Annotated in this window: 10 protein-coding genes; all 10 read right to left on the bottom strand. The window is 74.2% G+C overall.

The window, feature by feature from the left end:
- Positions 1–1,064 (bottom strand): MATE family efflux transporter (locus IE330_RS35265; RefSeq protein WP_190140262.1); only part of this gene is annotated, 1,064 nt, incomplete at its 3' end.
- A 5-nt stretch (positions 1,065–1,069) separates the two neighbouring features.
- Positions 1,070–2,323, bottom strand: coding sequence for a DUF4910 domain-containing protein (locus IE330_RS35270; RefSeq protein ID WP_190140270.1), 1,254 nt, complete (start codon positions 2,321–2,323; stop codon positions 1,070–1,072).
- Between the two features lie 65 nt (positions 2,324–2,388).
- A complete protein-coding gene (locus tag IE330_RS35275) occupies positions 2,389–3,414 on the bottom strand; it encodes an NAD-dependent epimerase/dehydratase family protein (RefSeq protein ID WP_190140263.1) in 1,026 nt (341 codons plus the stop codon).
- 3 nt (positions 3,415–3,417) lie between these two features.
- A complete protein-coding gene (locus IE330_RS35280) occupies positions 3,418–4,065 on the bottom strand; it encodes a PIG-L deacetylase family protein (protein WP_190140264.1) in 648 nt (215 codons plus the stop codon).
- The gene (locus IE330_RS35285; RefSeq protein WP_190140265.1) at positions 4,062–4,856 is read right to left on the bottom strand and encodes a glycosyltransferase family protein; all 795 of its coding nucleotides are present in this window, start codon (positions 4,854–4,856) and stop codon (positions 4,062–4,064) included. Before IE330_RS35285 ends, IE330_RS35280 begins: the two co-directional genes overlap by 4 nt.
- Positions 4,853–6,097: a class I SAM-dependent methyltransferase gene (locus IE330_RS35290; RefSeq protein WP_190140266.1), complete on the bottom strand. Its 1,245-nt coding sequence runs from the start codon at positions 6,095–6,097 to the stop codon at positions 4,853–4,855. Before IE330_RS35290 ends, IE330_RS35285 begins: the two co-directional genes overlap by 4 nt.
- A complete protein-coding gene (locus IE330_RS35295) occupies positions 6,094–7,302 on the bottom strand; it encodes a glycosyltransferase (protein ID WP_190140267.1) in 1,209 nt (402 codons plus the stop codon). The genes IE330_RS35290 and IE330_RS35295 overlap by 4 nt, the downstream gene beginning before the upstream one ends.
- A gap of 2 nt (positions 7,303–7,304) precedes the next feature.
- Complete coding sequence (locus IE330_RS35300) at positions 7,305–8,561, bottom strand: O-antigen ligase domain-containing protein (RefSeq protein WP_190140271.1); 1,257 nt, start codon at positions 8,559–8,561, stop codon at positions 7,305–7,307.
- 67 nt (positions 8,562–8,628) lie between these two features.
- Positions 8,629–10,176, bottom strand: coding sequence for a right-handed parallel beta-helix repeat-containing protein (locus tag IE330_RS35305; RefSeq protein ID WP_190140268.1), 1,548 nt, complete (start codon positions 10,174–10,176; stop codon positions 8,629–8,631).
- Between the two features lie 9 nt (positions 10,177–10,185).
- Positions 10,186–12,140: heparinase II/III family protein (locus IE330_RS35310; protein WP_190140269.1), on the bottom strand; the 1,955-nt coding region annotated here is incomplete at its 5' end.

A 12,140-nucleotide genomic window follows, 5' to 3' on the forward strand; every position in this document is an offset into this window, starting at 1 on the left:
CCGGCCGCGGCGCCGGTGCCGAGTCCGGCGCCCGCCACGCCGAGCGTGACCGGCACGACGAGGTCCGACGCGGCGCCCCAGACGCCGCCGAGGACGAGTTCCCCGGCCCGGTCCGGCACGAGGAGCAGCGCCCCGCCCCACAGCAGCGCGGCGACGGCCTGTCCGCCGCCGAGGACGAGGCAGAACGGGCCGAGGCGGTGCGGGGCCCGCCGCAGCACCCGCGCCGCCTCCGCGACGGTGACCAGGGAGAGCCCCATCAGGACGGCCAGGAAGGGGCCGAGCAGGAGTTCCGCGCCCCGGATGACGCCCACCGCGCCGACGCCGACGATCGCGCCGAGCCCGTACGCCCGGAGCTGGCTCGCGCCGCTGTTGCTGACGTTCTCGACCAGGTACCGGGAGCCGAGGTCGCGGTGCGCGCGCAGCCACGCGCGCGCTCCGGTCGGCCGGGGCCGGATGGTGGACTGGAAGCAGCCGTACACCGCGGCCACGGCGGCCGATCCGCCCCAGGCGAGCACGAAGGCGGCCACACTGCCCACGCGGGCGGCCACGACCAGGGCGGGGACGAGCGCGACGCCCCACACGACGTCGTTGAGGAACGCCTTGCGCCCGGCCCCGGCGGCGAAGAACGCGAACCGCCACGCGTCCTGGAGCAGCAGCCCCGGCAGCACGACGCCGAGGCAGGCGAACGCGGTCCCGACCCGGCCGCCGAAGGCGAGCCCCGCCACCAGGGACACCGCGCCGAGGACGGTGCCCGCGCCGAGCGCGGTACCCGCCGACCGGGCCACCGCCGCGCGCCAGGACGCCTCCGGCACGCCGCTGAAGCGCACCATGAGCGGGTCGGTGGCCAGGCCCCGGGAGACGTTGAGGACCACGCCGTAGGTCACCCACGCCAGGCTGAACACGCCGAACGCGGTCAGCCCGAGCGAGCGCGCCACGTAGATGCCCACCGCGAAGTTGGTCATGCTGGAGGCCGCCTGGTCGGCGAGGCCCCAGGACAGCCGTCCGGCGACGGCCCGCCGGGTGGATCCGCCCGGCGGCCTCGTCCGCTCGCTCCCGGTGGACATCGGCGTCACGCCTTGACCAGTCCCGCCGCGGCCAGGGCGTCGGCCGCGGCGGCGACGGTGTCGAACGAAAGCCCGGACCGCTCGGCGACGTCCAGCAGACCGTGCTCGCCGTCGGAGAGGCTGAGCACCCACAGCATGGCCATCTGCGCCTGCTTGGCGTCGCTGCGGCCGCCGATGGCGTCGTACAGGCCGCGCCGGCCCAACTGCGGTTCGCCGTACGGGCTGAGGTTGACGTACCGCCGGTTGCGGTCGAGGACGGCGAACGCCTCGCGGCAGACGGCGAGCGTGTCCGCCATGGCCTCCGGGGAGACGAAGTCCAGGTCGTCCGCCGAGGTGTGGTACTCGGGATAGCCCGCGTACGGGGTCCGGGTGAGCGAGCCCACGCCCAGGTTGAAGCCGGGGGAGCAGAACTGCCGCTCGTCGTAGCCGTACGGAGCGAACTCCTTGATTTCGTGGGGCCGTTCGGAGGACGCGAGGACGTGCCGCAGCACCCGGTCGATCTCCGCGTCACCGCGCCTGCTCTTCTTGTACGTCAGGTGCCCCCGGTCCCCGGCGCAGGCCAGCACCAGGCCGTGCTTCACGTTCCCGATCCGCTCCTGGTTGCGGGCCAGCCAGGTGATCGCCCCGATGGTGCCGGGCGCGAAGAGGAACCGGTAGGTGTGGTACGGCGTTTCCCGGGCGAGGGCCCGGGCGAGGAACGTGGCCACCGCGATGCCCGCCAGGTTGTCGTTGGCCAGCGACGGGTGGCAGACGTGGCAGGAGACGACGACCTCGTCGGGGACCTGCCCGGGGACCACGTGCTCGGCGTAGGTGAGGTGGCCGTCGGCGAGCGTGGAGTCGATCCGCACCTCGTACTCGCCGTCCGGCAGCGCGTCCAGGGTCTCCTGCGCCAGGCAGAACCCCCAGTCCGGCTTGTAGTAGCTGGTGCGGTACGGCACCCAGGACGGGTGCTCCGGCAGGGTGTGCAGGTGCGGGCGCAGCTCGGCCAGCGGCATCGTCGCCGACACCGGCACGCTGTAGCCGAGCACGTGCAGGCTGGACGCGGCGAAGTCGACGACCCGCTCGCCCGTGCTGTCGGCGATGTAGGCGTCCCGGATGTTCCACTCCTGCGGCACCGTCCAGTCGAGCACCCGCGTCCCGGTCGGCACCTCGTGCACCTGGAGCGGCACGTACTCGTCGACGATCTCCAGGGTGGCGCGCACGCCGTCGCCCGTGATGCTCCGGCACAGCGGGTACAGCCGCTCCACCAGGGTGTACATCTCCCCGCCGGGCGCGGTCACCGGCTCCTCGCCGACCGGGGTCACCGGCCGTTCGCCCGTCGTGGTCACCGGCGCCGCCGCAGGGTCTCGTCGACGGTGCCCGCCTCGGACGCCGCGCGCAGCACGGCGAGGCGGGTGAAGCGCTGCTCGAAGCCCTCCCGGGTCAGCCCGTGCGCACGGTAGGCGTCGGCGAGTTCGAGGGCGCCCCGCTTCACCGTCCACGCGCAGTCGAAGCCGGGCACCGCGGCGCGGAACCGGGAGAAGTCGACCCGGTAGGAGCGCGGGTCGGCGCCGGTCTCCCCGGTGATCTTCACCTGGGAGCCGGAGACCGCCTCGGCGACCTGCGCGGCGATCTCGGCGACGGTGACGTTGTTGGTCTCGCTGCCGATGTTGAACGCCCGGTCGTGGACCGCCTCGCGCGGCGCGGCCAGCGCGGCCGTGAAGGCCCGCGCGATGTCGGCGGCGTGCACCAGCGGGCGCCAGGGGGTGCCGTCGGACAGCACAAGGACCTCGCCGGACAGCAGCGCGTGGCCCACCAGGTTGTTCAGCACGATGTCGGCGCGCAGCCGGGGCGAGTAGCCGAAGGCGGTGGCGTTGCGCAGGTACACCGGGCTGAAGTCGCCGTCGGCGAGGGCGTGCAGGTCGTCCTCCACGCGCACCTTGGACTCCGCGTACGGCGTGACGGGGCGCAGCGGGGCGAACTCGTTCACCAGGTCATTACCGCCGGCGGCGCCGTAGACCGAGCACGTCGACGCGTACAGGAAGCGCCGCACCCCGGCGTCGCGGGCCAGCCGGGCGAGGTGTACGGAGGCGTGATGGTTGATGTCGTAGGTGAGCTCCGGAGCCAGCGCGCCCAGCGGGTCGTTGGAGAGCGCGGCCAGGTGGATCACGGCGTCCACCCCGGCGACGTGGTCGGCCGTGACGTCGCGCAGGTCCACCTGGTGCCCCGGGGGGTCGGCGGGCGGCGGGCCGAGGACGCAGTCGGCGAACAGGCCGGCGTCGAGACCCACGACCTCGTGCCCGGCGGCCGCGAGGACCGGGGCCATCACGGTGCCCAGGTAGCCCTGGTGTCCGGTGAGCAGCACGCGCAAGGTTCAGTCCCCCAGGTTCAGAGTGAGTTTGGTGACGGCGAACGCCTCGGCGTAGCGCGTGTGGCATTCGATGCCGCGGATGCGCGCCAGGCCGAGGAAGGCCTCCCGGTCGTACCAGGGCCGGTGCCGCTGCGAGGGGTAGTGCTCTTGGAGGAGCCGCACCTTCTCCTCGGCGGTCTCCGGGGTCAGCGGCTGGTACGCCGCCATCCGGCCGAGGTCGCCGTCCCACTTGACGATCTCGTAGCCGAGCACGAGGTGGTCGCGGAACGCGGTGGTCACGAGCTGCGCCAGGCCGCGGTGGTCCTGGTGCGCGTCGTCGGTGCGCGGGGCGAGGACCAGGTCGGGATCGGCCCGCTCGCGCAGCTCCTCGACCGCGCCCTTGGCCTCGTCCCAGTGCGCGGGCAGCCGGCCGTCCGGCAGCTTGAGCACGGTCAGGCGCAGGTCGGCGCCCGGGCAGAAGGCGGCGAGCGCGGCCTTCTCCTCCTGCTCGCGCTCGCCGCCGCCGCCGGAGAGCACCAGCGCGTCGACGCGGACGCCGGGGCGCGCGCGGCACAGCGCGAGCAGCGTGCCGCCGGCGCCGATGGCGATGTCGTCGCAGTGCGCGCCGAGGGCGACGAGCCGGTCCAGGCGCCCGGCGCCGAGCCGGATCACGCGCCCACCCCGGCGTTGTCCCGTTCCCACACGGCCCACGGGCGGTCGCCGCGGGCGTAGGCCTCGTCGAGCGCGGCCCGTTCCTTCACGGTGTCGGTCGGCTTCCAGAAGCCGCGGTGCTGGTGCGCCACCAGGCGGCCCCTCTTGGCCAGTTGGGCGCAGCCGTCGGCGACCAGGTCCCCGTTCTCCGGTATGTGGTCGAAGACCTCCTGGCGGAGCACGAAGTAGCCGCCGTTCTCCCACAGCGGCAGCTCGCTCACCGCGGTGATGCCGCCCACCAGGCCGTCCTCGCCCAGGTCCACGCAGTGGAACGAGGACTGCGGCGGCACCACCATCATCGACGCCCCGGCGTCGCGCCGGGCGAAGTGGTCGATCATCTCGGGCAGCGGGGCGTCGGTGAGCACGTCGGCGTAGTTGGCGAGGAACATCTCGTCGCCGTCCAGATGGTGCCGCACCCGGCGCAGACGCTCCCCGATCGGCGACTCGATGCCGGTCTGCGCGAACGTGATCGTCCAGTCGGCTATGTCGGTGGAGAGCAGTTCGGTCCGTCCGCCCCGCAGCACGAAGTCGTTGGACGTCGTCTCCTCATAGGTGAGAAAGAAGTCCTTGATGTGGTGGGCGCCGTATCCGAGGCACAGGATGAACTCCTTGTGCCCGAAGTGCGCGTAGTAGCGCATGACATGCCAGATCAGCGGCCGTGGGCCGACCATCGCCATCGGCTTGGGCACGTCGTCGGACGCCCCGTTGCGCATCCGCATCCCGTAACCGCCGCAGAACAGGACGACCTTCATGGCTTGACCTCGACAATGCTCAGTTCCGGGATGGGGAAGACAAGGCGGCCGCCCCAGTCGTGGACGTAGGACAGTTGCTCGACCAGCTCGGCCCGCAGGTTCCACGGCAGGACGAGGACGTAGTCGGGTTCGTCGGCGGCTATCCGCTCGGGCGGCAGGATCGGGATGCGGGTGCCCGGGGTGAACCTGCCGTGCTTGTAGGGGTTGCGGTCGACCGTGTACGGGAGCAGGTCGGGCCGGATGCCGCAGTGGTTCAGCAGGGTGTTGCCCTTTCCGGGGGCGCCGTAGCCGACGACCGTCTCGCCGCGCTCGGCCGCCTCGACGAGGAACTTCAAAAGGTCCCTGCGCACCTTGGCCACCCGGGCGGAGAACTCGGTGTACCCGGACAGCTCTTGCAGCCCGGCGGCCTTCTCGCGGGCCAGTACGTCGGCCACGCGGCGGGAGGGTGCACCGGCCACCTCGGCCGGCCGGGCCCACAGGCGGACGGAGCCGCCGTGCGTGGGCAGCAACTCGACGTCCGCCAGCGCGAGTCCGCCGCTGGCGAGGGCCCGGATCGCGGAGGCGACCGTGTAGTACTGGAAGTGCTCGTGGTAGATCGTGTCGTACTGGTTCTCCTCGATCAGGGTCAGCAGGTGCTGCACCTCGATGGAGACCCAGCCGTCGTCGGCGACCAGGGCGCGCAGCCCCTTCGTGAACCCGACGACGTCGGGGATATGCGCGTACACGTTGTTGGCCACGACCAGGTCCGCCGGGCCGTGCTCGGCGCGGACGGCCGCACCGGTCTCCGGGGACAGGAACTCCGTGAGCGTGGGCACACCCGCGTCCCGCGCCGCCGCGCCGACGTTCACCGACGGCTCGATGCCGAGGCAGCGGATGCCGCGGTCCACCACGTGCCGCAGCAGGTACCCGTCGTTGCTCGCGACCTCGACGACGAACGCGTCGGAGCCCTCGCCGTCGAGCCCCACCCGCTGTACGGCGTCGGCGACGAACGTGCGCGCGTGCTCCACCCACGAGGTCGAGAAGGAGGAGAAGTACGCGTACTCCTTGAACGTCTCCTCCGGCGTGATCAGCGGCGGGATCTGCGCCAGCCAGCAGTCGGTGCAGACCCGCAGGTGCAGCGGGTACGCCGGCTCCGGCTCGTCCAGCCGGTCCGCGGCGAGAAAGCTCTCGCACGGCGGGGTCGCCCCCAGGTCGACGACGCTCGCCAGCGCCGCCGAACCGCAGAGTCGGCATCGTGTCATCTACTGTCCCCCACTCTTTCCGTCCGGTCCGCGATCGCGGACCGATACCCCTCCACCAGGCGTTCGAGACCGACGGCCGGGCTGAACCCCCGCTCGTAGCGGCGCCGGGCGGCCCGGCCCATCTCCTGGTTGCGCGGCCCGGCCGTGATCCGGCGGATGCACGCCGCGAGCGAGGCGGCCTCGCCCGGCCGGTGCAGCAGCCCGGTCACGCCGTCCTCGACCAGCTCGACGAACGCGCCGTGCCCGGCGGCGACGGCCGGGACCCCGGCCGCCATCGCCTCCGCGACCACCAGGCCGAACGTCTCCCGCCACGTCGAGGGGGCCACCACGGCGACCGCCCGCGCGACGGCCCGGCGGCACTGCGCCGGGTCGTACAGGCCGGCGTACCGCACGTCGTCCCGGCCCGCCGCCCAGGCCCGCACCTCCCGCTCCAGCGGCCCCGCGCCCGCGACGACGAGCGGCACGCCCACCCCGCCGCCCGCCGCGAGCTCGTCCCACGCGGCCATCAGCAGCCGTACGCCCTTGGTCTCCGCGAGCCGGCCGAGGTGCAGCAGGTGCTCGCCGGGGCCCTCGCGGCGGACGTCCGGCTCCGGCACGAAGTTGTGCTTCACCACGAGCCGCTCGGGCGGCATGCCGGAGCGCACCAGGGTGTCGCGCTGCGCCGCGGAGATGCAGAAGAACCGCTCCACGCCGGACCACCACCGCCGCCGGTTCACCGCCAGGCCGACCGCGAGCGGCACCGTCGCGAGGCGCGAGCCGCGGTAGCAGCCGTGCCGGACGGCGGGCAGCGGGACGGCCGGCCCGACGCACGCGGCGCACGGGCGGCCGTCCCGCTGCAGGGTGCCCGGCGGGCAGACCTGGGTGTAGTTGTGCAGCGTGGCGACGGCGGGCACCCCGGCGTCGGCGCAGGCGGCCAGGACCGCGGGCGAAAGCAGCGGGAAGACGTTGTGGACGTGCACCACGTCCGGGCGCTCGGCGCGCAGCCGGGCGGCCAACTCCTTGCGGACCCCCGGGTTCCACGGCACGAGCAGCGGCACCGCGGCCTTGGCGGGCAGGGACAGGGCGGCGATGTCGTCGCTGCGCCGCTCGAACACGCCGACCCGGTGGCCGGACGCGCGCAGCAGCTCCACCTCCTGGTCGACCACCTTGTTCTCGCCGCTCGGCTGCGCCGACGCGTAGCGGTTGTGCACCACCAGCACGTGCATGCTCAGGTCACCTCCGGATTCCGGGCCCAGCGCGGGACACGTCGGCGACGGGTCGCGGGCGCCGGCAGGGGCGGGGCCGCGGCGGGCGCCGCGAGGAGCGAGGCGGCCACGGTCAGGTGCAGCAGGTACGGCGAGGCGTCACCCAGACCGGCCTCGGTGTACGAGGCGATGGCGCAGTAGCTGATCAGGAAGATGGCGCAGGCCCGCTGCAGCGACGGCGGCCGCAGCAGCGCCACGCCGCCGAGCACGAGGACGACCGCCGCCACGAGGGTGACGCCCGTCCAGCCCTGCTCGTGGTACACGGCCAGCCAACTGTTGTCGATGGGCAGCCCGCCGAACGACTTGTCGCCCAGGCCCACGCCGAACGCCTTCTCCACGGTCGAGCGGTCCGCCGCGAGCAGCGCGTCCCAGACCTTGGCCCGCCCGGTCAGGCTGGTGAGGTGCTCCTGGCTCTGGCCGCGCAGGAACCACGCCCGCAGCGCGGAGGCGAACCCCACCGCGGCCACCGCGGCGCACAGCACCGCCCAGGTGAAGAACCGGCGGGCCGCGGTGCTCGTCAGGACGAGCGAGCCGATCGCCACCACCAGGCCGATGAGCAGGCCGAGCGTGGCCGTCCGGGTGTGGGTCAGCGCGAGCAGGACGAGCGAGGGCACGATGACGACGGCCGCGCTGGTCCGGTCGGTCCTGCGGCCGAGGACGAGCAGCACGGTGAGCCCGACGATCACCGCGGCGTACTGCCCGATCTGCGGCGGGGTGAGCGGCCACAGCGCGCCGACGAGGCGCCCGCCGTAGAGGTCGGGCAGGGCCGCGCCCGGTGAGACGACCAGGCCCACGGCCACCGAGCCGAGCACCGCGAAGTACATCCGGATGTGGTGTCTGACGAACGCCACCTCGCCGTCCCACCAGCGGCTGAGCAGCCACAGCGTGGCGACGAAGAGGGCCAGCCGGGCGCAGCGGAACAGCGCGCCGAGCCCCGACTCCAGTTGCACGCTGGAGAGCACGCTCGGTACGAGCAGCAGGGTGAGGAGCAGCAGGAAGGCGCTGGCACGGACGCGCAGCCGCAGGTTCAGCGCGAGCGCCAGCGTGAACGCGGCCACCAGCGCGCCCATGGTGACGAGCTGGATGAGCGAGCGGGGCAGCGGCACGATGGTCTTCGCCCCGGCGGAGCCGAGCGTGTTGAGGACGAGCAGCCCCCACACGACCCCGACGACCCCCGGCGCCCCGGGCCGCGGGCGCACGGCCTCCGCCCCGCCCGGCATGCCGGGCCGCGGGCTCACGGCTCCCGCCCCGCCCGGCACCCCGCCGTGGTGCGGCTCCCGCTCCACCTCAACCACCCGCCCGTACGTCGAGGGTGCTGTCCGCGTCCTGCTCGTAGGGCGCGCTCTGCCACTGGGCGAAGTCGAGCACCCGGCTCGGGTCGTGGGCGACGAACTTCCACGGGCCGACGTAGACGTTGTCGTGCCAGCGGTTGTGCTGCTTGTGCGTGATCGCCTCGGCCACCCGCTGGCCCTGGTAGGGCGACCAGTCCGGGTAGGTGCCGTAGTTGGCGAGCACCGCCATGCGGTCGCACTTCGCCGCGCACCGCACGACGGACGTGTCGAGGACGAAGCGGTTGTCGTGGATGTCCACCCGCTGCGTCTTCCACCGGCAGTCGGCGTACAGCGGCGCGGTGGCGATCGCCGGCCGCGCGCAGCGGTCGGCGTCCCGCACCAGCAGGGTGCAGTCACCGGTGGAGGTGTTGGCCGGGCTGTTGCAGAACCGGTCGGCGTTCTCCCACAGGGTGATGCCGGACCAGTTGTCCTCCAGCACGTTCCGGTAGACCTCGATCTTGTCGGTGCGGGCCTTCACCCGTGGTTCGCCGCCGGACTCGGAGAGGTAGACCGTGGCGAACGGGAAGGTGTCGCCGCGGTCGGCGTACTTGCGGCCGTCGACCCAGTTGTTCCGCCGGATCGTGTTCTTCCGGATGACCGCGTTGTAGCTGGTCTCGTAGATCAGCGCGGCGCCGTCGTTGGCCTCGAGGACGTTGTCCTCGACGCGGAAGTCGTTGTTGTTGGTGTCCGCCCACAGCCCGGCCCCGCGGTTGTCGTGCACCCAGTTGCCGCGTACGTCGGCGCCGTCCACGGCCCAGAACTTGACGCCCCCGGTGCAGCCGCAGCCCTTGCGCCGCCGCTCCCAGTCGTCGGTGTTGTTGCCGGTGATCTCGTTGCCCTCGACCACCAGGTCCGTCAGGGGGCCGTCGTCCTTGTACGCGTTCATGCCGTACTGGCCGTTGCCGCGCAGGCAGCTCGCCCGGACCCGCTGGCGGGCGCCGGCCATCAGCCCGGCGCCGGAGTTGTGCTGGATCGTGGCGTGCTCGACCACCCAGCCGTCGGCGGAGTCGTGGTTGACCACGCCCTCGTCCGGCGGCGCCTGGAAGCGCTGCACCGTCAGATGGCGGATGGTGACGTCGCGGGCACCGCCGCCGAACGCGTACTGGTTCTTCTTCCGGCCGTCGAGGACCGCGCCGGGCGCGCCGAGGTAGCGGTTGCCCTTCTTGGGGACGACCTGGGCGTAGCGGCCCGGTTCCAGCCGGTGCGTGCCGGGCCGCAGCCAGAACGTGGTGCGCGCCGGGTGGCTGCGGGTCTTCGCGGCCAGGTCGCCGACCACCGCGGGGTCGACGGTCACCGCGCCCGCCGGTGCCTTCGCCGGCCCGGCCGCGGGCTTCGCGCACACCCGGGCCACGCGCGGGGAGGGCGCGGCGGTCGGCTCCGCCCGGGCGTCCGGCGCGCTGTCACAGCCGGTCACCGCGAGCAGGGCCAGCACCGCCAGCACCGCCAGCACCGCCGGCACCAGCGGTGCCGCCGGCCACGCCCTCTTCCGCCACGTGATCCCCACGCGCCCCCCCTAGCAGCCGAACCTGAGCACGGTGGTGATCCCCCGCGCGCTCTCGGTGAAGCCGGTGCCGACCAGCGTGGTCGCGGGCTCCTTGCGCCCGAAGCCGGGGGAGTACCAGCCGAGCGGCGGGTCCGTCGCGCCGCGGTGCGCCCGCCAGCACAGCTCCCCGGGCAGGTCGAGCACCGCGGAGCGGTCCTCGCCGTCCCGCGTCCAGGTGAGCACCGCCCGGTCGCCCGCCAGGTCCGCGGTGATCGCCGGGCCGAGGTGGAACGCGAGCCGCGCGGCCCGGCGCGGGCCGCGTACCTCGTCCACCACGCGCAGCTCCCGGCGCGCGGCGGTCAGCTCCACCCGGCGGCGGTGCACGGAGCCCCGGTAGCCGTCGTGCTCGGCGCACCAGCGGGCCGTCCCGCCGTCGGCGCCGGACGGCTCCGCGACCAGGACACGGCTGCGGGCGTGCCGGGTCCACAGGAACGGGCCGCCGGACACCGACTGGTCGGCGTCGTCGAGTTGCAGGGTGTTGTGGCCGAGGGTCGAGCGGAAGTACCGCCGCCACTCGGGCTGCCCGTGGTAGCAGAAGGTGCCCGGGTCGGCCAGCACGTCGACCCCGTCGTGCCGGACCTCCACGGACAGCGCGTCCGCGTGGGCATGCGCGGCGATGCCCAGGAAGCCGTGCGGGCCGCCGTCGCAGCGGCACCAGATCCCCCCGGGGCCCCGCAGCAGGGTCAGGCCCGCGTCGGCGAAGTGGTCCGGCCGCGCGGTGGGGCGGGCCACGGCCCGCGCGCTCCCCGCCCGGGCGCTCCCCGCCGTGCTTCCCGCCCGCGCGCTCCCCGCTGTGCTTCCCGCCCGCGTGCTCCCCGCTGTACTTCCCGCCCGCGCGTACGGCCGGACGAGCGCGGCGAGCAGCGGGGTGCGCACGTCGGTGCCGGTCACCTCGGGCCACCAGGCGAGCCGGCCGAACACCGCCTCCCCGGTGGCGAGGAGCGAGCCCCAGCGGTCGGTGCCCGCGCCGTCCAGGACCAGACCGTGCCCGTCGTCGGCGTCCCCCTGGCGCGGCGGCCGCAGCCGGTCGTCGACGACGGCCGCGAGCGCGTCGGTCATCCGCAGGAGCACCGGGCGGACCGGCGCGGGCACCGGCACCCCGGCGGCGTCCGCCTCGGCCACGGCGGCCAGGCCCAGTTCCAGGACGAGTCCGTGGTACTCGGTGGCCAGCTCGCGGTTGAGGCCGGAGGGGAAGGTGTTGGCGCGCAGGTGCCGCGCCAGGGACCGCAGCGCCTCGCCCCGCCACCGCGCCGACTCGGGGAACCAGCCGAACGCGCAGGCCGCGGCGGTCTGCCCGGTGGTCTCGGCGATGACGTGGTTGTTCGCCGAGGTGCCCCGGCTGGGGAAGGCGGCGAGCCAGCGCTGGTGGTGCCAGATCTGCTCGCGCGCCACCGGGTTGTCCTCGAACAGGCCCGCCGCGCCCGGCCAGCCGTCGAGCAGCCTGCGGATCCACACCCAGGACAGGAGCCGGATGCCCAGCTCGATGCCACTGATCCAGTGCACGCCGCGCAGCGGCGGGTTGGCCGCCCACCACGACCGCAGGTGCGCGGCCACGCGCTCGGCGTACCGCTCGTCCCCGGTGAGCGCGTGGGCGGCGGCGAGCTGGGTGAGGTACTGGTGCCGGGACGGCTCCCAGATCTGCTTGATGTCCCCGACCGCGTCCTCGTTCCGGTACGGCACGTCGAAGGCGTAGCCCCAGGGTGCGCGGCGCCCGGTCCTCGGGTCGTACCACCAGTCCGGGTCCCTCAGGTCGTCGCGCACCACGCCGAAGTACGCGACGTGCCCGGCCATCAGCCGGTCCGCCTCCGCGACGAGGCGCTTCGCGGCGTCCGGCGGCACCGCGTCGAGCGCCCCGGCGGGCAGCACCGCGGTGAACCGGGCGCCGGTCACGGCGGGCGGCGCGGGCCGCGCCGAGCGCCAGCACC

The sequence above is a fragment of the Streptomyces longispororuber genome (assembly GCF_014656095.1).
GTDB lineage: Bacteria > Actinomycetota > Actinomycetes > Streptomycetales > Streptomycetaceae > Streptomyces > Streptomyces longispororuber.

Bases quoted from the DNA above. Each gene is read 5' to 3' on its own strand.
- IE330_RS35270 (WP_190140270.1), bottom strand. From the start codon at position 2,323: ATGTACACCCTGGTGGAGCGGCTGTACCCGCTGTGCCGGAGCATCACG.
- IE330_RS35285 (WP_190140265.1), bottom strand. From the start codon at position 4,856: ATGAAGGTCGTCCTGTTCTGCGGCGGTTACGGGATGCGGATGCGCAAC.
- IE330_RS35290 (WP_190140266.1), bottom strand. From the start codon at position 6,097: ATGACACGATGCCGACTCTGCGGTTCGGCGGCGCTGGCGAGCGTCGTC.
- IE330_RS35295 (WP_190140267.1), bottom strand. From the start codon at position 7,302: ATGCACGTGCTGGTGGTGCACAACCGCTACGCGTCGGCGCAGCCGAGC.
- IE330_RS35300 (WP_190140271.1), bottom strand. From the start codon at position 8,561: ATGCCGGGCGGGGCGGAGGCCGTGCGCCCGCGGCCCGGGGCGCCGGGG.